The sequence below is a fragment of the Bradyrhizobium rifense genome (assembly GCF_008123425.1).
GTDB lineage: Bacteria > Pseudomonadota > Alphaproteobacteria > Rhizobiales > Xanthobacteraceae > Bradyrhizobium > Bradyrhizobium rifense.
The window spans coordinates 54,295-76,157 of sequence record NZ_VSSS01000025.1 but is presented as its reverse complement, the minus strand read 5'-3'; the positions used below and the strand labels follow the sequence as shown (position 1 = coordinate 76,157).

At 64.9% G+C, this 21,863-nt stretch carries 21 protein-coding genes and 1 pseudogene; 10 read left to right on the top strand and 12 right to left on the bottom strand.

Annotation, left to right across the window (positions count from 1 at the left end):
* Nucleotides 1–59 precede the first annotated feature (59 nt).
* Nucleotides 60–1,895: a CYTH and CHAD domain-containing protein gene (locus tag FXB40_RS15795; protein ID WP_148773106.1), complete on the top strand. Its 1,836-nt coding sequence runs from the start codon at nucleotides 60–62 to the stop codon at nucleotides 1,893–1,895.
* 16 nt (nucleotides 1,896–1,911) lie between these two features.
* Here the strand turns inward: FXB40_RS15795 and FXB40_RS15790 are convergent, their stop codons facing one another.
* The 9 genes from FXB40_RS15790 to FXB40_RS15750 all read right to left on the bottom strand — a co-directional run bounded on the left by FXB40_RS15790 (nucleotide 1,912) and on the right by FXB40_RS15750 (nucleotide 9,245).
* Nucleotides 1,912–2,301 carry a DUF4189 domain-containing protein gene (locus tag FXB40_RS15790; protein WP_148773105.1) on the bottom strand — a complete coding sequence of 130 codons (390 nt, stop codon included), beginning with the start codon at nucleotides 2,299–2,301 and terminating at the stop codon, nucleotides 1,912–1,914.
* Between the two features lie 158 nt (nucleotides 2,302–2,459).
* Nucleotides 2,460–4,064 (bottom strand): NTP transferase domain-containing protein, encoded by a 1,605-nt coding sequence (locus tag FXB40_RS15785; RefSeq protein WP_148773104.1) that lies wholly within the window; start codon nucleotides 4,062–4,064, stop codon nucleotides 2,460–2,462.
* A complete protein-coding gene (locus FXB40_RS15780) occupies nucleotides 4,061–4,762 on the bottom strand; it encodes an XdhC family protein (RefSeq protein WP_148773103.1) in 702 nt (233 codons plus the stop codon). The genes FXB40_RS15785 and FXB40_RS15780 overlap by 4 nt, the downstream gene beginning before the upstream one ends.
* Nucleotides 4,763–4,764: 2 nt before the next feature.
* The gene (locus FXB40_RS15775) at nucleotides 4,765–5,088 is read right to left on the bottom strand and encodes an XdhC family protein (protein ID WP_008564652.1); all 324 of its coding nucleotides are present in this window, start codon (nucleotides 5,086–5,088) and stop codon (nucleotides 4,765–4,767) included.
* A 10-nt stretch (nucleotides 5,089–5,098) separates the two neighbouring features.
* On the bottom strand, nucleotides 5,099–6,301 hold the full coding sequence (locus FXB40_RS15770) for a vWA domain-containing protein (RefSeq protein WP_148773102.1): 1,203 nt from the start codon (nucleotides 6,299–6,301) through the stop codon (nucleotides 5,099–5,101).
* A 63-nt stretch (nucleotides 6,302–6,364) separates the two neighbouring features.
* Nucleotides 6,365–7,273, bottom strand: a complete 909-nt coding sequence (locus FXB40_RS15765) for an AAA family ATPase (RefSeq protein ID WP_148773101.1) — start codon at nucleotides 7,271–7,273, stop codon at nucleotides 6,365–6,367.
* 61 nt (nucleotides 7,274–7,334) lie between these two features.
* Nucleotides 7,335–8,141: an FAD binding domain-containing protein gene (locus FXB40_RS15760; RefSeq protein ID WP_148773100.1), complete on the bottom strand. Its 807-nt coding sequence runs from the start codon at nucleotides 8,139–8,141 to the stop codon at nucleotides 7,335–7,337.
* A 33-nt stretch (nucleotides 8,142–8,174) separates the two neighbouring features.
* Entirely contained in the window at nucleotides 8,175–8,660 is a 486-nt protein-coding gene (locus FXB40_RS15755; RefSeq protein ID WP_057748873.1) for a (2Fe-2S)-binding protein, read from the bottom strand.
* A 138-nt stretch (nucleotides 8,661–8,798) separates the two neighbouring features.
* Nucleotides 8,799–9,245 carry an SRPBCC family protein gene (locus tag FXB40_RS15750; protein ID WP_015685124.1) on the bottom strand — a complete coding sequence of 149 codons (447 nt, stop codon included), beginning with the start codon at nucleotides 9,243–9,245 and terminating at the stop codon, nucleotides 8,799–8,801.
* A gap of 185 nt (nucleotides 9,246–9,430) precedes the next feature.
* Here FXB40_RS15750 and FXB40_RS15745 point away from each other — a divergent pair.
* The 3 genes and pseudogenes from FXB40_RS15745 to FXB40_RS15735 all read left to right on the top strand — a co-directional run bounded on the left by FXB40_RS15745 (nucleotide 9,431) and on the right by FXB40_RS15735 (nucleotide 12,083).
* Nucleotides 9,431–10,770: pseudogene (locus tag FXB40_RS15745) on the top strand (3-carboxy-cis,cis-muconate cycloisomerase).
* A 35-nt stretch (nucleotides 10,771–10,805) separates the two neighbouring features.
* A complete protein-coding gene (gene pcaD, locus FXB40_RS15740; RefSeq protein WP_148773099.1) occupies nucleotides 10,806–11,588 on the top strand; it encodes a 3-oxoadipate enol-lactonase in 783 nt (260 codons plus the stop codon).
* Between the two features lie 102 nt (nucleotides 11,589–11,690).
* A complete protein-coding gene (locus FXB40_RS15735) occupies nucleotides 11,691–12,083 on the top strand; it encodes a carboxymuconolactone decarboxylase family protein (protein ID WP_028142897.1) in 393 nt (130 codons plus the stop codon).
* On the opposite strand, the gene FXB40_RS15730 is transcribed toward FXB40_RS15735, so the two are convergent.
* Nucleotides 12,045–12,575: a hypothetical protein gene (locus FXB40_RS15730; protein ID WP_148773098.1), complete on the bottom strand. Its 531-nt coding sequence runs from the start codon at nucleotides 12,573–12,575 to the stop codon at nucleotides 12,045–12,047. The genes FXB40_RS15735 and FXB40_RS15730 overlap by 39 nt on opposite strands.
* A gap of 197 nt (nucleotides 12,576–12,772) precedes the next feature.
* Nucleotides 12,773–12,931 (bottom strand): hypothetical protein, encoded by a 159-nt coding sequence (locus FXB40_RS47930; RefSeq protein ID WP_187436909.1) that lies wholly within the window; start codon nucleotides 12,929–12,931, stop codon nucleotides 12,773–12,775.
* Between the two features lie 287 nt (nucleotides 12,932–13,218).
* Between FXB40_RS47930 and FXB40_RS15725 the strand changes: the two genes are divergently transcribed.
* From FXB40_RS15725 to FXB40_RS15705, 5 genes are all read left to right on the top strand, one after another.
* Nucleotides 13,219–14,136: an ABC transporter permease subunit gene (locus FXB40_RS15725; protein WP_148773097.1), complete on the top strand. Its 918-nt coding sequence runs from the start codon at nucleotides 13,219–13,221 to the stop codon at nucleotides 14,134–14,136.
* Nucleotides 14,137–14,149: 13 nt separating this feature from the next.
* Nucleotides 14,150–15,475 (top strand): high-affinity branched-chain amino acid ABC transporter permease LivM, encoded by a 1,326-nt coding sequence (gene livM / locus FXB40_RS15720; RefSeq protein WP_148773096.1) that lies wholly within the window; start codon nucleotides 14,150–14,152, stop codon nucleotides 15,473–15,475.
* Nucleotides 15,472–16,305 (top strand): ABC transporter ATP-binding protein, encoded by an 834-nt coding sequence (locus tag FXB40_RS15715; RefSeq protein WP_148773095.1) that lies wholly within the window; start codon nucleotides 15,472–15,474, stop codon nucleotides 16,303–16,305. Before livM ends, FXB40_RS15715 begins: the two co-directional genes overlap by 4 nt.
* Nucleotides 16,302–17,045, top strand: a complete 744-nt coding sequence (locus tag FXB40_RS15710; protein ID WP_148773094.1) for an ABC transporter ATP-binding protein — start codon at nucleotides 16,302–16,304, stop codon at nucleotides 17,043–17,045. The genes FXB40_RS15715 and FXB40_RS15710 overlap by 4 nt, the downstream gene beginning before the upstream one ends.
* Nucleotides 17,046–17,216: 171 nt before the next feature.
* Nucleotides 17,217–18,335, top strand: coding sequence for a branched-chain amino acid ABC transporter substrate-binding protein (locus FXB40_RS15705; protein ID WP_148773093.1), 1,119 nt, complete (start codon nucleotides 17,217–17,219; stop codon nucleotides 18,333–18,335).
* 75 nt (nucleotides 18,336–18,410) lie between these two features.
* Here FXB40_RS15705 and FXB40_RS15700 read toward each other — a convergent pair whose 3' ends face one another.
* Nucleotides 18,411–18,797: a response regulator gene (locus tag FXB40_RS15700; protein ID WP_148773092.1), complete on the bottom strand. Its 387-nt coding sequence runs from the start codon at nucleotides 18,795–18,797 to the stop codon at nucleotides 18,411–18,413.
* Between the two features lie 251 nt (nucleotides 18,798–19,048).
* On the opposite strand from FXB40_RS15700, the gene FXB40_RS15695 reads away from it, so the two are divergent.
* Complete coding sequence (locus FXB40_RS15695) at nucleotides 19,049–21,853, top strand: PAS domain S-box protein (protein ID WP_148773091.1); 2,805 nt, start codon at nucleotides 19,049–19,051, stop codon at nucleotides 21,851–21,853.
* The last annotated feature ends 10 nt before the right edge of the window (nucleotides 21,854–21,863 follow it).

The window sequence follows — 21,863 nt, the reverse complement described above, 5'->3', positions numbered from 1 at the left end:
CTCGCGAGTCAACTCGGGTATATGTCGGCGCTCTGTCACCGAACTGTCATAAAGCGTGCATGTCCGAAACCGGCGCCATCAAGCGAGCCCTCGAACCCGTACAACGGCTTGCGAAGGCCAACGGACATCCGATCCCCGAGGACGGGAAGAAATCTAGCGGCTTCGTTGTTCCCGCCGCTGGTGAGGCGCCCGGTTCCGCGTTCCCTGACAACGCACCTTCGCACGACGAGTCTTTGCAAGCTGGCCTCTCCGCCGATGAAGCTCGTGCAGAGGCGACTGCGCCGGAAACCCCGCCTTCTCGCGATGCGGTGCCGCGCGCGACCGAAATCGAACTCAAGCTGCTCGTGGCTTCCGATCGTCTGGCGGCTTTCAACGATGCGCCGATCATCGCGACGAATGCGCGCAACAAGGGGACGCGCAAGCATCTCAAGGCCGTGTATTACGACACGCCCAAGCGCGCGCTCCGGCGCGACGGGTTCAGCTTCAGGGTTCGCCAGAGCGGCGCGCGATTCACGCAGACGGTGAAGGCTGAATCCGGCAACGATCCGCTGCGCCGTGGCGAGTGGGAGGCAGCCGTCCCGTCGATGACGCCGGACATGGCGCTGGCCCTGCCGCTGGTTTCAGACAAGCTGCGCGCCGATCTCGAACGTCACGCGATCGAAGCCGTGTTCAGCAGCGACATTCACCGGCATCAGCGCCTCGTCGACTTGCCGTCCGGCACCATCGAGGTCGCCTTCGATCAGGGACATCTGACATCCGGCAATCGCTCGCTGCCGGTGAGCGAGATCGAGCTGGAACTCAAGAGCGGCAGCCCGTCCGCCATCTGGGAGCTGGCGCTGCGGCTCGCCGAGCATGGTTCGGTGAAACCTTCGATCCGGACCAAATCGGCGCGCGGCTTTGACCTCGCGGCCGATACGCCGCCGCGGGCACCGAAGCCGCCAAAGCTTCGTCTCGATTCCTCCACGTCACTCGACGAGGCCTTTTCCGAGATCCTACGCTCTTGTCTGTTGCATCTGCTGCAGTCGTTGCCGGCGGCCGAGGACGGCCGCGATCCCGAGGGGATGCATCAGCTTCGTGTTGCGCTACGGCGCCTGCGATCCGCACTCGACCTGATGCGGTCGGTGGTGTCGTTGAACAAGCTCGAGCTGATGCGCGCCGAGGCGAAGTGGCTTGCGGCAAGTCTCTCCGGCGCACGTGACTGGGACGTGTTTCGGCAGGAGACGTTGCGGACTGTCGCCGATGGCTGTCCGTCGGTTGCCGGCTTCGACACACTGGGTGATCTCGCCGACGAACGTCGCGCGACCTGCTACGACAAGGCCCGCCTCGCCCTCGCCGACCGGCGCTGCCAGTATTTCGTGATCGGGCTTGGCGCCTGGATCGAAGCGCGCGGCTGGCGCAGCGAGGTTGCTCCCGAAGGTCTGGCGCAACTGGCGGAGCCGGCGATCCATTTTGCACGAAACATCCTGTCGGTGCAGCATGCGAAGGTGCTGAAGCGCGGCCGTCGCTTCAAATCGCTGCCGACGGAGGAGCGGCACCGGGTCCGTCTCGCCGCGAAGAAGCTGCGCTACGTCGCCGACTTCCTGCTCCCGCTCTGCGGGCAGCGCAAATCGGTGCGGCGCTTCTCGCGCAGGCTCGCCGACCTCCAGCAGGAGCTTGGTGTCTACAACGACATGGCGACGACGACGTCATTGCTTGCGGACGTCGATGCGGGCTCGACCGGCAGCGGCATGGCGGCGGCGGCGATCGCCGGCTGGCAGGCCCACGCCATGGTGGGCATCGAAGCGCGCCTGCTGAAAGCCTGGTCGGAATTCAGCGGCGCCAAGGTGCCCTGGTCGGTGGATGCGTCGGAGCAACCGGCAAAACTGGTGCAAACCAATGCGGGATGGCTACGCTAGCCCTTGATGGCTGCGCTTAGCCTTTGGCGTCGCAGGCCCAGGCGCGGATCACGCATTCCTTGCCGCCAAATTTGTAGCATTCGCGCGTCGCGGCATTAAGCGTGGCCGAGATCTTCGGCTTCACGGCATAGCCATAGGCGCCGCAGGGGTTGGCCATGTCGACCGACATCGCCGCACAGGCGCGCTTCATCGTCACGGTCGCGCAATCGCCCTTGCACTGCCTCTGTGCAGCGGCGCGCGCTTCGTGCTCGGCACCATAATCATAGGCCTGGCCGTAGGCGCCGCACTTGCCGACGGCAAACGCGCCGGCCGCATGGGCTTCGGTCATATGACGGGCGCCGGCGACACAAACCGACAGCGCAAAGAAAAACATCGCGCAGCGGCGCGCGACGACGTTCGAAACCATGGAAAAGCCCCTCCCCCCAAGGCAGGTGGAGAGGACTCTAAGCGCGGGACCGTTTCCAGATGGTGAACGAGGGGTTGAAATCGGGACGATTAGGTGGTGCCGTAGGGCGGATTAGCGAAGCGTAATCTACCAAATGTGCCACCGCAGAGACGACACCGTCATCCGCGTCTTGCCGCTTCCAGCGCCTGCGGCGTGTCGATGTCGAGGAAGGCGCCCTCGCCGTCCACCGGCACTTCGGCAACCGCTTCCGTGTGCCTGGCGATCAAATGCCGTGCGCCGATGTCGCCGTCGAGCGTCATCAGCTCCTTGAAGAAGCGGCGCGACCACAGCACGGGATTGCCGCGGCGGCCGTCGCTGACGGGCACGACGATGAGATTGCCGCGGTCCGGCGCAAAACCGTCGATGAGACGATCGATCAGGCCGGCGTCGATCAACGGCATATCGCCGAGGCAGACCACCGCGCCGTCGCTCGCTTCGGAGACGGCCGCGATGCCGGCCTTGACCGAGCTCGCGATGCCGCCCGCGAAATCCGGATTCTTGACGAAACGCACCTTCAGACCCTTGAGCGCCTGCTCGACCAGCTCGGTCTGATGGCCGGTGACGACGATCACCTCGGAGGCCTTGGAGGCCAGCGCCTGCTCGGTCGCGATCCGCACCAGCTTCTTGCCGTCGAGCTCGGCGAGCAGCTTGTTCGGTCCGCCCATGCGGGTCGAGCGTCCGGCCGCGAGCACGATGGCGGCGACCTGGCTGTTGCCCTCGATCTCCGGCTTGGCGCGCGGCTGCGGCCGCGTCACGATCTCCATCAGGAGGCCGCCGACGCCCATGCCCATCAGCTCGGAGCGCGTCACCTCGATGCCGGCGAGCAGCCGCATCAGCACCCAGTCAAAACCGTTCTCGACCGGCGAGCGCGCACAGCCCGGCGCACCCAGCACCGGCACGCTGCCGGCGCGCGCGATCAGAAGCAGATTGCCGGGATCGACCGGCATGCCGAAATGCTCGATCTCGCCGCCGATCTCGGTGACGGCCGCCGGGATCACGTCGCGGCGATCGGCAATCGCGGACGCCCCGAACACGATCACGAGCTCGGCGCCGAGCGCGAGCAATTCCTTGATCGCCGCCGACAGCGCGCGCTCGTCGTGCTGCACGCGACGCTCGGCGATGATGCTGGCGCCGGCCGGCGCGAGGCGCTCGGCGGTGACGCGCAGCGTCTTGTCGACCACCTTCGATGAGAGCCCCGGCAGCAGTGTCGAGACCACGCCGACGCGCTTGATCACGTAAGGCGCGATTCTGAGCACATCCTTGCCTGCAGCCTTCACCGCGGCATCGCGCAAATTGCCTTCGACGCCGAACGGGATGATCTTGACGGTGCCGACCATCTCGCCTTCGACCACCGGCTTGTAGGCGGCGAGCGTGGCGAAGGTGATGGCCTCGTCGATGTTGTTGATGCGGTCGACCGCGGCGCGGTCGATCACCAGCAGACCGGGGCGCGCGGCGAACAGATTGGCGCGGCCGGTGAAGGCGCGCTCGACGTGAATGCCCTCGCCGCCGATCGCAAGCGCGATGCTGGCAGCCGCGACGTCCTCGGAGACGTCGCCCGCCTCCATCCGCACCACGACGACGTCCTTGATGCCGGCGCGCGTCAGCGCCTCGACCTCGGCAGGCCCGATCGTCGTACCTTTCTTCAGCACCAGCGGACCCTGGCGCAGGGTGTGGACGGTCACCCCGCCGATCGCATCCTTGGGGCTCGCCGGGCCGAATTTCATGCCGCTTCTTCTTTTTCTTTTGGCGGTAGCCGAAGCACCGCCGTGATCTCGGCCATGATCGACACCGCAATTTCAGACGGCGAGACCGCGCCGATCGCAAGCCCGATGGGCGCGTGGATGCGCGCGATGTCGGTGTCCCTGGCGCCCTGCGCCCGCAGCCGGTCGCCACGCTTGGCGTGCGTCTTCCGCGAGCCGAGTGCACCGATATAGAAGCAGTTGCGCTCGAAGGCGTGCAGCAGCGCGGGATCGTCGATCTTCGGATCGTGCGTCACCGCGACGAAGGCGGTGTAGGCGTCGACATTGAGCGGCGGCAGCGCCGTGTCCGGCCACTCCGCGACCAGGGGAATATCGGGGAAGCGCTCGGCGCTCGCAAACGCCGTGCGCGGGTCAACCACGGTGACGTCATAGCCGAGCGAGCGTGCCAGCGGCGCGAGGGCCTGGCTGATATGGACCGCGCCGATGATGACGAGCTTTGCGGTCGGCGCGTAGACGTTGAAGAACAGCTTTTTGCCGCCGGCTTCGACATTGGCGCTCTTGCCCATGCGAAGCTGCTTGTCCAGCTCGGCGCGCAGCGGATCCTTGGCGAAGTCCCCGGCCTTCACCAGGCGCTGCTCGCCGCTCTCGGTGTCGGTCACCAGAATGACCGGCCGGCGTGCGGCGCGCTCGGCATTGAGTTCGTGCAGGATTGCGAGCTTCACGGCTAGCCGACCTTCTCGACGAAGACGCGGATGGTGCCGCCGCAGGACAGACCGACATTCCAGGCGGTCTCGTCGGCGACGCCGAACTCGAGCATCTTCGGCTTGCCGCTCTCGATCACGTCCATGGCCTCGGTGACCACAGCGCCCTCGACACAGCCGCCCGAGACTGAGCCCAGGAATGTGCCTTCGTCGTTGATCACGAGGCTCGATCCCGCCGGGCGCGGCGCCGAGCCCCAGGTCTCCACCACGGTTGCCAGCGCGACGCCACGGCCGGCCTTCTGCCAGTCCTCCGCCGCCTTCAGGATATCCTCGTCGCGATCGAGCATGGTTGGCCTCTCAAGCTACGGAGCGGATCAGGCTGCGGTGATGCGGCGGCAGCGGCCCGGAGAGCGTTTTGATCAGCTCCTGGATCGAACTCAAATTATGTACCGGGCGGAATTCGTCAACGTGTGGGAGCATCATTTTGATGCCCTGGGCCTTGGCTTCGAAGCCGCCGAACCGCAGAAGCGGGTTCAGCCAGATCAGCCGCCGGCAGGATCGGTGCAGCCGGTCCATCTCGAAGGCGAGCTTGGAATCGGCCTCCCGCTCCAGCCCGTCGGAGATCAGGAGCACGATGGCGCCCTGGCTCAGCACCCGCCGCGCCCACAATTTGTTGAAGTTGTGCAGCGAGGCCGAGATCCGCGTGCCGCCGGCCCAGTCCTCGACAGCCGCCGAGCAGCTTGCCAGCGCCTCGTCGGGATCGCGCTGGCGCAGCGCGCGTGTCACATTGGTCAGGCGCGTGCCGAACAGGAACACCGAGACGCGTTTACGCGCGTCGCCGACAGCGTGAAGGAAATGCAGGAACAGGCGGGTGTACTCGCTCATCGAGCCGGAGATGTCGAGGAGCGCCACGATCGGGGCCGGCTTCTCGATCCGTCCCAGGCGATGGATGTCGATGATGTCTCCGCCGGTGCGCAACGACGCGCGCAGTGTGCGGCGCATGTCGAGCCGCAGGCCGCGCGGAGTGGGCTGGTGCCGGCGCGTCAACAGTTCCGCCTGCGGCAGCCGCATCATCTCGATGGCACGAAGCGCCTCGGCGATCTCGGCTGCGCTCATCTGCGCAAAATCCTTCTTCTGAAGGATTTCCTTGTCGGAGACCGACAGGCGCAGATCCTGCTCCTGGTGCTGCGGCGTCTCCGTCATCCGCGGCTGCGACATCGCTTCCTGAACGCGACGCGAGGCGGCCGGCGGCTTCTTCTTGGCGCCATCCGGCAACGGCACCGAATCGAGCATGTGCTTCCACTCTTCGGAGGCGCGGAAGAACAGGTTGAAGGCCTGCTTGAATATCAGCGCATGCTCGTGGCGCATGACGAAGATCGACTCGAGCGTCGTGAAGACGTCGGCGCGGCTGCCGATGTCGATCACCTGAAGCGCGTTCATGGCATCGATCACCGCGCCCGGCCCGACCGGCATGCCGGTCGCACGCAGCGCACGCGCAAAGCCGACGATATTGTCGGCGAACTGCTCGGTCTGCTCAGGCGCAAGGTGGTTGATGGCCATCGTTCAGCACTCTCACTCGTCCCGTCGCGACGCGCCGATGACGAGCTCAGTCGTGACGCGAGATCAATTCTCGCTCGTCGCTTCCTTCAGCACCTTCTGCAAGGTGTCGCCCTGCATCCGGGTGATGTCGTCCTGGTACTTGAGCAGCGCGCCCAGCGTGTCACCGACCACTTGCGGGGTCAGCGAGCGGGCGTCGAGCTCGGACAGAGCGGTGGCCCAGTCGATGGTCTCGGCGACACCGGGCGACTTGTAGAAGTCCTGGTTGCGCAGCGCCTGCACGAAGCGCACGACCTGCTGCGACAGCTTAGCCGAGATGCCGGGCACGCGCGACTTGACGATCGCGAGCTCGCGATCGGCGGCGGGATAATCGACCCAGTGATAGAGACAGCGCCGCTTCAGCGCGTCGTGAATCTCGCGGGTGCGGTTGGAGGTGATGATGACGATCGGCGGATGCGGCGCCTTCACGGTGCCGAATTCGGGGATCGTCACCTGGAAGTCGCTGAGGATTTCCAGGAGATACGCTTCGAACGCTTCGTCGGCGCGGTCGAGCTCGTCGATCAGCAGCACCGGCGGACCGGCGACGTCGGGCTCCAGCGCCTGCAGCAGCGGCCGCTTGATCATGTAGCGGTCGGCAAAGATGTCGCTCGAGAGCTGGTCGCGGTCGGTGTCGCCGGCGGCTTCCGCCATCCGGATCGCGATCATCTGCGCGGCGCTATTCCACTCATAGACCGCGGAGGAGACGTCGAGGCCTTCGTAGCACTGCAGGCGGATCAGCTTCCGCCCCAGCGCCGCCGACAGCACCTTTGCGATCTCGGTCTTGCCGACGCCGGCCTCGCCTTCGAGAAACAGCGGCCGCCCCATACGCAGCGAGAGATACGTCACCGTCGCCAGCGACCGCTCGGCGAGATAGCCGCGCGAGGTCAAAAGTTCGAGCATCGCATCGACCGATGCCGGCAAGGTCGCTGAAGTCATGAAAGGCCAGTCTCGTTTGCGCCCTCAACGGGGCAAGTATTGGGCCAGTTGATGAGGCCCATCATTCCTTGGCATTGGCGGCATCGAGGGCGCGCCGCGTCAGCACGCCGATAAGATGCGCGCGGTATTCGGCGCTGCCGTGAATGTCGCTGTTCAGCCCTTCCGCCGGCACCTCGATGCCATCGAGCACCTTCGACGCGAACCGCTTCTTCAGCGCTTCCTCGAAGGCCTCGACGCGGAACACGCCGTCCGAGCCCGCACCGGTCACGGCAACGCGGACGTCCGACGGACGCCGCGCCACGAACACGCCGACCAGCGCATAGCGCGAGGCCTGGTTGCGGAACTTGATGTAGGCCGCCTTCTTCGGCAGCGGGAACATCACCTTGGTGATGATCTCGTCGGCTTCGAGCGCAGTCGTGAACAGGCCCTGGAAATACTCCTCGGCCTTGAGGCGGCGCTTGTTGGTGACGATGGTCGCGCCGAGTGCGAGGACTGCGGCCGGATAATCCGCGGTCGGATCGTTGTTGGCGAGCGAGCCGCCGATCGTGCCCTTGTGGCGCACGGCGGGATCGCCGATTTGGCTGGCGAGATTGGCCAGTGCCGGAATCGCCTCGCCGACGATGGCGGAGGTCGCGACCTCGGCGTGCTTGGCGGTGGCGCCGATCACCAGCGAACGGCCCTTCATCTCGATCGTGTTGAGCCCCTCGATATGGGAGAGGTCGACCAGATGCGGGGGGCTTGCGAGCCGCTGCTTCATGACGGGAATCAGCGTGTGACCGCCGGCGACCAGCTTGGCGTCTTCGTTCTTCACCAGGAGGTTGGCAGCCTGCCGCACGGTCCCGGGGCGATGGTATTTGAATTCGTACATGGGGGTGTCCTGATCGCGGGATGCGTGCGCGGGTTACGCGAGATCGGATTTCGCCATCGCCTTCGCGCCGGCGGCGATCGAGGCGACGATGTTCTGGTAGCCGGTGCAACGGCAGAGATTGCCTTCAAGCTCCTCGCGAATGGTGTGGTCGTCGAGTTCGTGGCCCTTGCGATGCACGATGTCGATCGCGGTCATGATCATGCCGGGCGTGCAGAAGCCGCACTGCAGGCCATGGTGCTCACGAAAGGCCTCCTGCATCGGATGCAGCGGCGCGCCATCGGCCGCCAGTCCCTCGATGGTCTTCACCTCATGGCCATCAGCCATCACGGCCAGCGTGGTGCAGGATTTCACGGCCTTGCCGTCAAGATGCACGACGCAGGCGCCGCACTGCGAGGTGTCGCAGCCGACATGGGTGCCGGTCAGCCGCAGATTCTCGCGCAGGAACTGCACGAGAAGCGTACGCGGGTCGACATTGCCGGTAACAGGATTGCCGTTCACGATAAGGGAGATTTTTGCCATAAGCACTCTCTATCAGCGCCCCGACGGGTCCCGTCGAAGCGGTTCTTTTTTATAATTATTCCAACCCATCATATGGGCCATTATGGCCGGGGGCAACATTGCCCCGGGCGCAACGTGCCATGACGAAAGCGAGGACGTTCAGCCCTGTACCGCCTTGGCGAAATTCGCGAAAAACTCATCGGCCAGCTTCTTGGCGGTGCCGTTGATCAGGCGCTGCCCGAGCTGCGCCAACTTGCCGCCGATCTGCGCCTCGACCTCGTAGGACAGCAGCGTGCCGCCGTCCTTCTCCGCGAGCTTGACCACCGCGCCGCCCTTGGCAAAGCCGGCCACACCGCCCTCGCCTTCGCCCGATATCTTGTAGCCGTTCGGCGGGTCGAGATCGCTCAGCGTGACCTTGCCTTTGAAGCGCGCCGAGACCGGGCCGACCTTCATCTTCGCCGTTGCGCGAAAACCGCCGTCGTCGGTCCTCTCCAGCTCCTCGCAGCCGGGGATGCAGGCCTTCAGCACCGCGGGGTCGTTGAGCTTTTCCCACACGGCCTCGCGCGGCGCCGCAAGCTGGACTTCGCCGTTCATTGTCATGGCCATGGGGTGCCTCCGGGGATATCGAACTTGGATCGCATCAGAATAACATTGCTCAAGTAACGCACGGAGGCCGCAAAGGAAAGGGCAGCCCCCGGTCACGTGCAATGCATATTCGCACCTGCAAAATGCCTTGTGCGGTCGGTCAGGGATTGGCAGAGCCGAAGCATGGTGATTAGGTCCAGCGCAACATGAGCACAGCCCTCTCCCCCCTGCTTGCGCCGATGCTGTCGAGTGCAGCCATGCGCGCCGTCTGCGATGACCGGTCCACCCTGCAAAACATGCTCGATTTCGAGGCAGCCCTGGCCCGGGCCGAGGCCGCCGCGGGTGTGATTCCCGCATCCGCAGTGGGCCCGATCGAAGCCGCCTGCAAGGCTGACACCTTCGACATGGCCGCGCTGGCCGAGGCCGCGACCCGGTCGGGCAATCTCGCGATCCCCCTGGTCAAGGTGCTGACCGCGAATGTCGGCAAGGCCGACAGCGAGGCTGCGCGCTATGTGCATTGGGGTGCCACCAGCCAGGACGTCATCGACACCGCGACCATGCTCACGCTTCGCGCAGCAATCGATGCGCTGGACGCCGATCTCAGCCGCGCCATCAAGGGCTTTGCGACACTTGCCCGCGCCCATCGCAATACCGCGATGGTGGCACGGACCTGGCTTCAGCACGCGCTGCCGATGCCATTCGGGCTGAAGGCTGCCGAATACGCCTCGAGCCTCGCCCGCGCCCGCTGCCGCCTGCGGCGGCTCCGCCGCGAGGGCCTTGCGCTACAATTCGGCGGCGCCGCCGGCACGCTCGCAGCCCTCGGCAACAACGGGCTCGCGGTGGCCGAACGGCTGGCGCAGGAGCTGAACCTGCCGCTGCCCGAAGCGCCCTGGCACACCCATCGCGACCGCATCGCGGAGGCCGCTTCAAGCTTCGCGATTCTCGCCGGAAGCTGCGGCAAGATTGCGCGCGACGTCTCGCTGATGATGCAGACCGATGTCGGAGAAGCGTTCGAGCCCGCTGGCGAGGGCCGCGGCGGCTCGTCGACCATGCCGCACAAGCGCAACCCGGTCGCGGCCGCAAGCGCGCTTGGCTGCGCGACCATGGCGCCGCAACTCGCCGCGACGATTTTTGCGGCCCAGGTGCAGGACCACGAGCGCAGCGCCGGGCCCTGGCACGCGGAATGGCCGACGCTGCCGCAATTGATGCTGGTCACCTCGGGCGCGCTTGCGGCCATCGTGGACATTGCCGAAGGGCTGGACGTCGATGCGGCGCGCATGCGCAGCAATCTCGATGCGACGCACGGGCTAATCATGGCGGAAGCCGTCACCTTTGCGCTCGCTGACANNCCCATCATCTGATCGAGGCCGCGAGCAAGCGCGCGGTTGCCGAAAGGAAACATCTGCGCGAAATTCTCGCCGCCGATTCGCAGGTCACTGCGCATCTGACGCCCGAGAAAATAACGGCACTATTTGAGCCGATGGCCTATCAAGGGGCATCGCAGGCCTTGATTGACCGGCTGCTCGACAGCCTCGACCGCGAATAGAGCAGCCCTGAGCGGAAATAAAACGGAGACGCCGCATGCCCATGATCGATGCCGACGGTTGCCTGATCAACGTCTCCGTCGAGGGCCGCGACGGCGGACCGACCTTGATGCTCTCCAACTCGCTCGGCTGTACGCTGCAGATGTGGGAGCCGCAGATGAAGGCGCTGACGCAGGTATTCCGCGTCATCCGCTACGACCGCCGCGGCCACGGTAAGTCAAGCGTAGCCCCCGCGCCCTATACGATGGAACGTTTCGGCCGCGACGTGCTTGCGATCCTCGACGATCTCAACATCGAGAAGGTGCATTGGTGCGGCCTGTCGATGGGCGGCATGGTCGGGCAATGGCTTGGCGCCAACGCGCCGGAGCGCTTCGGCAAGCTCATCCTCGCCAACACCTCCTGCTATTACGCCGAGCCGACCAAATGGCTGGAGCGCATCGACGCCGTGAAGAAGGGCGGCATCGCCGCGGTCGCCGACGGCGTGATCGCCGGCTGGCTCACCCAGGATTTCCGCGAGCGCGAGCCTGACATCACCGCCAGGATGAAGGCGATGCTGCTCGCGACCCCGGTCGAGGGCTACCTGGCCTGCTGCGAGGCGCTGTCGACCCTCGACCAGCGCGCGCTGCTGCCTGACATCAAGAGCCCGACGCTGGTGATCGCCGGCCGCCACGACCAGGCAACCCCGATCTCCGCGGGCGAGCTGATCCGCTCGAATATTCCCGGCGCGAGCATGACCATCATCGACGCCGCGCACATTTCCAATGTCGAGCAGCCGCACGCGTTCACCGACGCGGTGGTGGGATTCCTGACGCAACGCTAGCAACGACCGTCATTGCGAGCGCGGCGAAGCAATCCAGAAATCCATCCGCGGTGACAGACTGGATTGCTTCGCTACGCTCGCAATGACGAAGGAGGAAACAATATGGACGATCAGAAGCGCCGCGATGCCGGCATGAACGTGCGCCGAAAAGTGCTGGGCAATGCCTGGGTCGACAAGTCGATCGCCAACCGTAACGCCTTCAACACCGACTTCCAGGACATGATCACCCGCTACGCCTGGGGCGAGATCTGGACGCGGCCGCATTTCGACGAGCGCACGCGGCGGGTTCTGGTGATCGGCACCATGGTCGCGCTTGGGCAATGGGACGAATTCCGCCTGCACGTGCGCGCGGCACTTGCCGAGGGCGGCTTCACCCCCGACGATATCAAGGAAATCTTGCTGCAGCAGGCGATCTATTGCGGCGTACCGGCGGCGAACCACGCCGTCAAGGAAGCCTCAGCGATTGTGCAGGAGCTCGGCCTGCTCAAGACCTAGCGGCGCAGTGTCTGCGACGTCGACGGTCTTCGGCGCAGCCGCCGGCCGCTCGATCACCAGCACGACCGCGGCACCGAGCAGCAGCAGAAGCTCGGTGGCGTGCAGCCGAAGCGCGGCCATCTCGCCGACCTTCGAGGCCATCACCATGCTCACAAACGAGATCAGGCTGCCGATCGCGAGCGCAATGCCGAGCGCCTCATCGCTGGCCCCGCTCTTGCGGGTGCGCGGAATGGCGAGCAGCGCGAGATAGATCGCGAAGAACGCCACCACGGTCAGCCGCCCGAGTGCCAGCAGCCAGGCCGCGCGCACCGTGCTCAGGCCGGACATCTGAAGCTGGTCGCTGAGGAACAGCGCCACGGCAACGCTCGGCCGCTCATAGAGGCCGTGCACCGGCGCCACCATGATGTTGAAGGCGACCATCGTCCAGGCCGGAATGAAATAAGCCGCCACCAGCGCGCCGTTGACCGAGCCGATCCGCCAATTCCTGAACATGCCGCTTCCCGCTTCGCCTGCTACCCGCCTTCGAGGGAAGGCTTTGCCGGGAGCTAACTCGCATCGGACTGTGGCGGCAATTTAAACCTTTTGTTTACCTTAACCGGCCGGTAGGCGGCGCCGCCCCGCCCAAGAAAAAGGCCCCGCCTTGCGGCGAGGCCTCCTTCACTCCTGGGCTCCCAGATCTGGTTCCAACTCTACTTGTCATCCTGACGGTGCTGTCCGCCCTGCTGCTGACCGGGCTTGTCGCCCTGGCGCTGCGGATCCTGCTGCTGCTGGCCGGGCTTTTGGCCGCCGCCCTGCTGGCCGGGATTCTGGCTCTGCTGGCCCGGCTTCTGGTTCTGCTGGTTCGTCATTGGGGGAACTCCCTTGTTGGACGTCAGTGCGGACTAACCGTCAGCATCGACTTTGGTTGCTCCGCGAACCCGGTTCCTCGCAGTTGCGGGAACTGCGATATGACACCCGAAACCGAAATGACCTCTGTACAAGCCTTTATGCCGAGACATGACCAGTTGCAGCCGCCAGTTCCCTCCTGTTACAAAACGGGAAGAACGCTCAAGGGCTGCCGGGGCCCGAGAAGAAACTTAAGCACTCTCTCGAAGACCTCCCTTTGAGTCGCGTCAGGTTTGGGTAACGGCAGCCTATGGATTATTTCACCCAGCAGCTCATCAACGGCCTCGTGCTCGGCTCCATCTACGGCCTGATCGCGATCGGCTACACGATGGTCTACGGCATCGTCGGCATGATCAATTTCGCCCATGGCGACATCTTCATGATTGGCGGCTTCATCGCGCTGATCACCTTCCTGATCCTGATCTCGCTCGGCCTGACCGCGATCCCGGTGATCCTGCTGGTGGTGCTGCTGGTCTCGATGGCGATCACGGCGCTCTATGGCTGGACCATCGAACGCATCGCCTACCGGCCGCTGCGCCATTCCTTCCGCCTCGCACCGATGCTGTCGGCGATCGGCATGTCCTTCGTGCTGACCAACTACTCTCAGATCGCGCAAGGCGCGCGCGTCAAGCCGATCCCGCCCCTTATCACCGGCGGCTACACGCTGCATGAGAGCGCGGACGGCTTCGTGATCCGGCTATCCAACGTCCAGATCCTGGTGGTCATCACCACCATCGTGTTGCTGGCGATCTTCACCTGGCTGGTCTCGCGCACGCGGCTCGGGCGCGACATGCGCGCCTGCGAGCAGGACCAGACCATGGCTGCGCTGCTCGGCGTCGACGTCGACCGCACCATCTCCATGACCTTTGTGATCGGCGCTGCGCTCGCCGCGGTCGCCGGCCTGATGTACCTGCTCTATTACGGCCTGGTCGATTTCTTCATGGGCTTTGTCGCCGGCATCAAGGCCTTCACGGCCGCCGTGCTCGGGGGCATCGGCTCGCTGCCCGGCGCCATGCTCGGCGGCCTCGCGATCGGCCTGATCGAGACGTTCTGGTCGGCCTATTTCTCGGTCGAGTACAAGGACGTCGCCGCGTTCTCGATCCTGATTGTCGTGCTGATCTTCATGCCGACCGGCCTGCTCGGCCGTCCCGAAGTCGAAAAAGTCTGACGGACCGCCCCGCGTGACAGCCACCCCGCACAAGACCAGCAACGCAAGTCGCACCGCCGGCATCCCCTTCCTTCTGAAGACCGCTTTCATCAACGCAGCGATCGCGCTGGTCCTGTTCTCGCTGATGGTCGGCATCCGTACCGAGGCGGGCTCCGACGGCCAGCTCACCTATTGGACGCGCTTCGGCGACCTCGCCGCGCTCGTCGGCGCAGTGTTCGGCGGCTCGATCGTGATCGAGCTGCTCAGGCAATGGATCGGCCCGACCGGCGCCGAGAAGCTGGTACCGCCAGCCGTGCAGAGCGGGATATCGTTCATCGGCCGCTACCTCGCGCCAGCGCTTCTGATCTTCACGCTGCTGGTGCCCGTGATCTTCTATAACCAGCGCTACATCCTCGACCTCGCGATCCTCGTGCTCACCTATGTGATGCTGGGCTGGGGCCTCAACGTCGTGGTCGGGCTCGCCGGCCTGCTCGATCTCGGCTACGTCGCCTTCTACGCGGTCGGCGCCTATTCCTACGGGCTGCTCGCCACCAGTTTCGGCTGGTCGTTCTGGGTCTGCCTGCCGCTCGCCGGCATCCTTGCCGCGTTCTGGGGCGTGTTGCTCGGCTTTCCCGTGCTGCGCCTGCGCGGCGACTATCTCGCGATCGTGACGCTCGCCTTCGGCGAGATCATCCGTCTCGTGATCATCAACTGGCAGGAGCTGACCGGTGGTCCGAACGGCGTCTCCGGCATTCCCCGCCCCTCCTTCTTCGGCATTCCGCTCGACAACAGCGACGACGGGTTGGCTGCGAAACTCGGCATCGAATACTCGCCGACCCATCGCATCGTCTTCCTGTTCTATCTGATCCTGGCGCTGGCGCTGCTGACCAACTGGGTCACGATCCGCCTGCGCCGCCTGCCGATCGGCCGCGCCTGGGAGGCGCTGCGCGAGGACGAGGTCGCCTGTCGCGCGCTCGGCATCAACACCACGACGACCAAGCTCACGGCATTCGCAACAGGCGCCATGTTCGGCGGCTTTGCCGGCGCGTTCTTCGCCACCCGCCAGGGCTTCATCAGCCCGGAATCCTTCACCTTCCAGGAATCGGCGCTGGTGCTCGCTATCGTCGTGCTCGGCGGCATGGGCTCCCAGCTCGGCGTCGCGCTTGCGGCACTCACAATGATCGGCGGCTTCGAGCTGTTCCGCAGCCTCGAGAACTACCGCATGCTGGTGTTCGGCATGGCGATGGTGCTGATCATGATCTGGCGGCCGCGCGGCATCATCGGCCATCGTGCACCGACCGTGTACCTGACCAAGGCGCAAGCCATCTCCTCCGACCTCGTCAAGGAGGGGCACGGATGAGCGGCGAACCAATTCTCAGCGTCGAGCAGCTCACCATGCGCTTCGGCGGCATCGTTGCCGTACAGGAATTGTCATTTGCGGCCGAACGGAAGAAGATCACCGCGCTGATCGGACCGAACGGCGCCGGCAAGACCACCGTCTTCAACTGCATCACCGGCTTCTACAAGCCGAGCGGCGGCGCCATCCGCCTCACCCATGACGATGGCCGGCAAATCGCGCTGGAACGGCTCAACGATTTCCGCATCGCCAAGCAGGCCAAGGTCGCCCGCACCTTCCAGAACATCCGGCTGTTTCCCGGCATGACCGCGCTCGAGAACCTGATGGTGGCGCAGCACAACGCGCTGATGCTTGCCTCTGGCTTTACGTTTCTCGGCCTGATCGGCGTCCCCACCTATCGCGACGCCGAAAAGCGGGCGATCGCGCTTGCTACCGACTGGCTCAAGCGGATCAACCTGCTCGACCGCGCCGATGACGCCGCCGGCAATCTCGCCTATGGCGACCAGCGCCGGCTCGAGATCGCGCGCGCGATGTGCACCGAGCCCGCGCTTCTCTGCCTGGACGAGCCGGCCGCCGGGCTCAATGCGCGCGAGAGCGCCGCGCTGAGCGAGCTGTTGCTGTCGATCCGCAACGAGCTCGGCACCTCAATCCTCCTGATCGAGCACGACATGTCCGTGGTCATGGAGATCTCCGACCACATCGTGGTGATGGACCATGGCGTGAAGATCGCGCAGGGCACGCCGCGAGAGGTCCGCGACGATCCCAAGGTGATCGCCGCCTATCTCGGCACCGACGAGGACGAGGCTGTGGCCGTGATGGAGAGCGGGTCGTGACGTCTGCCCCCGCCCCCCTGCTCGCGATTCGCGGCTTGCGCGCCGCCTACGGCAAGATCGAGGCGCTGAAGGGCGTCGACGTCGAGATCAATGCCGGCGAGATCGTGGCAATGATCGGCGCCAACGGCGCGGGCAAATCGACGCTGATGATGACCATCTTCGGCAAGCCGCGCGCCCGTGCCGGCCAGATCCTGTACGAAGGCCGCGACATCACCGACGTACCCACCCACGAGATCGCGCATCTGCGTATCGCGCAGTCGCCGGAAGGCCGCCGCATCTTTCCGCGTATGAGCGTGGCGGAAAACCTCCAGATGGGCGCGGACGCCACCGAATGCACCGATGCGGAGCGGGAGGCGACGCTGGAGCGCGTGTTCACGCTGTTTCCGCGGCTGAAGGAGCGCTACGTCCAGCGCGGCGGCACGCTGTCCGGCGGCGAGCAGCAGATGCTGGCGATCGGGCGCGCCCTGATGAGCCGCCCGCGCCTGCTCCTGCTCGACGAACCCTCGCTCGGGCTCGCACCGCTGATCGCCCGCCAGATTTTTGACGCGATCCGGACCCTGAACCGGCAGGACGGCCTGACCGTCCTGATCGTCGAGCAGAACGCCAACCATGCGCTCAAGCTCGCCCACCGCGGCTACGTCATGGTCAATGGCCTGATCACGCTCGCCGGAACCGGCGCCGAGTTGCTGCAGCGCCCCGAGATTCGCGCCGCCTATCTGGAAGGCGGCCGGCACGGCTGAGCCGCCCAGGTCGGGGCTGAGCCCGGGTTCAGTGCGGCGGAATGCGCCGAAATATCTGCGCTTGTGCCCGTATTTTGCCGGTGACTTCTCCCGGGATTCAATCAAGAATGGCGCCGGTTTGAACCGGGCCAACCCGGCAACTTCCACAGGCGATCACCCACGAGGTATCTCATGAAATCACTGAAGCTCATCGGTCTGGCATTCGGCGCTTCGATCGCGCTGTCGAGCGCGGCATTCGCGCAGGATGTCACCATCGCAGTCGCAGGCCCGATGACAGGCACGGAGTCCGCATTCGGCCGGCAGATGAAGAACGGCGCCGAGATGGCCGTGGCTGATATCAACGCCGCCGGCGGCGTCAACGGCAAGAAGCTTGCGCTCAATGTCGAGGACGATGCCTGCGATCCCAAGCAGGCGCGCTCGATTGCGGAAAAGATCGCCGGTGCCAAGATCCCCTTCGTCACCGGGCATTACTGCTCGTCGTCGTCGATCCCGGCGTCGGAGGCCTATGCCGACGGTAACGTGCTTGAAATTACACCTGCGTCGACCAACCCGCTTTTCACCGAGCGCAAGCTCTGGAACGTGGCGCGCGTCTGCGGCCGTGACGATCAGCAGGGCCTGATCGCAGCGCAGTACATCGCCAAGAACTTCAAGGGCAAGAACATCGCGATCCTCAACGACAAGACCACCTACGGCAAGGGTCTGGCGGACGAGACCAAGAAGGCGCTCAACAAGGCCGGCATCACCGAGAAGATGTACGAGTCCTACAACAAGGGCGACAAGGACTTTAACGCGATCGTCTCTCGCCTGAAGCGCGACAACATCGATCTCGTCTATGTCGGCGGCTACCACCAGGAAAGCGGCTTGATCCTGCGCCAGATGCGCGACCAGGGCCTCAAGACGATCCTGATGGCCGGCGACGCGCTTGCCGACAAGGAATACGCCTCCATCACCGGCCCCGCCGGCGAGGGCACGCTGTTCACCTTCGGCCCCGATCCGCGCGAGAAGCCGACCGCGAAGAAGATCGTCGACGCCTTCAAGGCCAAGAACATCGATCCCGAAGGCTACACGCTCTACACCTACGCGGCGATGCAGGTCTGGTCGCAGGCGGCCAAGAAGGCCGGCACCACCGACGCCAAGAAGGTCATGGAAGCGATGAAGGCCGGCAAGTGGGACACCGTGATCGGCCCGATCGAGTATGACGCCAAGGGCGACATCAAGCAGCTCGACTACGTCGTCTACAAGTGGGACGCCAAGGGCAACTACGCCGAGATCAAGGGCAACGGCACCTGAGACAGGACGGCTGACCCTTTAATCAGACCGACGTCAACGCCCCGGTTCGCCGGGGCGTTTTCTCTTGCAGTCCGATCAGACGGCTGCGGACAATTCTCCGCCCGCAGCCTCTTGCGCCTTCCGGAGCGCTTGCAGCAGATCGTTCGGCCGAAACGGCTTTTGCAGGCAGACCACGCCGTCAAGGCCGGGCGCCTCGCCGATGAATTCCAGCGCAGTCATGCCTGATACCGCCACGATCGGAAATCCCGGAACCCGCTCGCGAATAGCGGCCATAACCTCGATACCGCTGGTGTCAGTCAGAAAAATGTCGACAATCGCAGCGTCGAAAACGTCCTCGCCGAAGGCCTTCAGTCCGGCCGCGCCGCTCTCCGCTTCAACTACGTCATAACGGTTGACCCGAAGGACGATCGAGACCATGGCGCGGACGTCCTTCTGGTCGTCGACAACAAGGACACGGGGCATGGGAACAACTCCCAGATTCATATCATTAATTGGTTCAATTCAACGGCGACGTCCGCCAAGGCAGTATGGGTCGGTCCAGTAAAGCCAACCTTACCGATTCCCTATTCCGATTCCCTGTCCGCGTTAAGTAAGCTGTAACCCTCGGTTGAGTCGCGGGCGCGTTCCCTCAGGACATGCGCCCGGAGCCGGCTACCATGGAGGCCAAGGCAGAAGACCAAGGCAGCCGGCCAACGCAGTCATGTGGACTACCCATGCCGACCCAGCGAGAGGTCAACGTGCACGCAAAGAACGACCGAAGCACATTTCTTTCGACCTTGCCGGCCGCGCAGAGCGATCGCACTGCAGCATTGGCGATCGTCGGCGTCTCAGCGATCCTGTTCGCGCTGGCGGTCCCCTTCGCGGGCAAACCGCTGATCCAGGTGCCGGCCTTCGTGGCCAGCTACCAATCGGCGCTCGCCGTCAGTGACATCATCACCGCGGTTCTGCTGCTGTCGCAATTCGCAGTGTTGCGCAGCCGCGCGCTGCTGCTGCTATCGACCGGGTATCTGTTCACCGCAGCAGCGGCGGTGACTCACGCCCTCACCTTCCCGGGGCTGTTCGCACCGACCGGGCTGTTGGGCGCGAGCACGCAAACCACGGTCTGGCTCTACATGATCTGGCACGGGGGATTCCCGCTGTTCGTGCTGGCCTATGGCTGGCTCAAGGACGACAACGGCGGCAGCAAGATCGAGGGGCCGACCGCGCGTCCCATCGTGCTCGCCGTCCTCGGCGTGATCGCCGCGATGGTCGTCATCGCCTGGATCGTCACGGCACAGCACGATCTGCTGCCGGTCCTGCTCAGGGACGGCCGCTACACCACCACCATGATCGGCGTGGTGTCGTTCGTCTGGTCGCTGAGCTTCGCGGCGTTGATCACGCTATGGTTCCGCAAGCCGCATTCGGTGATCGACGTCTGGCTCATGGTTACGATGTGCGCCTGGCTGTTCGACATCGCGCTGTCGGCGATCGTCAACATGGCCCGCTACGATCTCGGATTCTATGTCGGCCGTCTCTACGGCCTCTGCGCCGCGAGCTTCGTGCTCGCCGTGCTCCTGATCGAGAATGTCCGCCTCCAGGCGCACACGGTGGGCCTCGTCGGCCGGCTGCGCGAACAGTCGGCCTCGGATCGCGACTTCTACTCAAAACGCCTCGCGCTGTATGGCGCCGTTGTCGAATCCTCCAACGATGCGATCATCACCGAGTCGCTCGACGGCATCATCACCGGCTGGAACAAGGCTGCCGAGCACCTGTTCGGTTATTCTGCCGCCGAGGCCATTGGCCAGTCGATCTACCTCGTGGTGCCGGAGGACCAGAGAGCCGAAGCCAGGGGCATGCTCAACCGCATCAGCGGCAACGAGTCGATTGCCCAGTACGAGACGGTGCGCATCCGCAAGGATGGCCGTCAACTCGACGTCGTCCTGAACGTCTCGCCGCTGCGATCGGACGGTGGGCAAATCATCGGCGCATCCAAGATCGCCCATGACATCACCGAGGAAAAGCAATCGCGCGAGAAGCTGCGCCGCGAGACCGAGGAGCGCCAGCGCATCTTCGAGACGTCGCGCGACCTGATCCTTGTCACCGACGGTTTTGGCAATTTCATCCAGGTCAGCCCGAGCGTGAAGGACATCCTCGGCTTGAGCCCGGAGGACATGATCGGACACAGCGCGACCGACTTCATCCATCCCGACGACCTCGAGAATACGCGCAGCGAGATGCGCGCGGCGCGCCGCGGCCAGACCAAGCGCAGCTTCGAGGCGCGCTACTACCATTTTGACGGCCACGAGGTCACGCTGAACTGGATGGGCACCTGGTCGGAGCCGGTGAAGCGCCATTTCTTCATAGGCCGCGACCTCACCGAGAAGCAGGCTGCGGAGGCCCAGTTCCGACAGGTCCAGAAGATGGATTCGATCGGCCAGCTGACCGGCGGCGTCGCCCACGATTTCAACAATGTGCTCACCGTCATCACCGGCACGATCGGCATCTTGGCGGATGCGGTCGCCGACCGGCCAGAGCTCGCCGCCATCACCAAGCTGATCGACGATGCCGCCGAGCGCGGCGCGCAGCTGACCAAGCATCTGCTCGCCTTCGCCCGCAAGCAGCCGCTTCAGCCGCGCGAGATCGATGTCAATGCGCTGACGCTCGAGGCGGCCAAGCTGCTGCACCCGACACTCGGCGAGCAGATCTCCATCCTGCCGCAGCTCACCGAGGATGCCTGGCCCGCTCTGGTCGATCCGGGCCAGCTTTCCACCGCGATCCTCAATCTCGCGCTGAACGCGCGCGATGCCATGCCCGACGGCGGCACGCTGGTGCTGGAGACCCGCAACATCTTCCTCGACGACGGCTATGCCAGCATGAATCCCGACGTCGTCGCCGGCAATTACGTGATGATCGCGGTGAGCGACACCGGTTCGGGCATTCCGGCGGCCCTGATCGAGCGGGTGTTCGATCCCTTCTTCACCACCAAGGAAGTCGGCAAGGGCACCGGCCTCGGCCTCAGCATGGTGTTCGGCTTCGTCAAGCAATCCGGCGGCCACATCAAGATCTACAGCGAGGAAGGCCACGGCACGAGCGTGAAGATCTACCTGCCGCGCTCCACCGGCGTGCAGGAGACCGAGTACGAGGCGCTCCAGAACGTGCCCATCACCGGCGGCGACGAGAGAATCCTCGTCGTCGAGGACGACGCGCTGGTGCGGCAGTATGTCATGACCCAGGTCAAGAGCCTCGGCTATACCGCGCTCGAAGCCGCCAACGCGGCCGAAGCCCTCGTCATCATCGATACCGACAAGGACATCGACCTGCTCTTCACCGACGTCATCATGCCCGGCAACATGAACGGCCGCCAGCTCGCCGACGAGGCGGCGCGGCGGCGCCCCGAGCTGAAGACGCTGTTCACCTCAGGCTACACCGAAAACGCCATCGTCCATCACGGCCGGCTCGATTCCGGCGTGCTGCTGCTGGCAAAGCCCTACCGCAAGTCGGAGCTCGCCAAGATGCTCAGGACGGCGCTGGCGAGTTGAGCGTACCGCT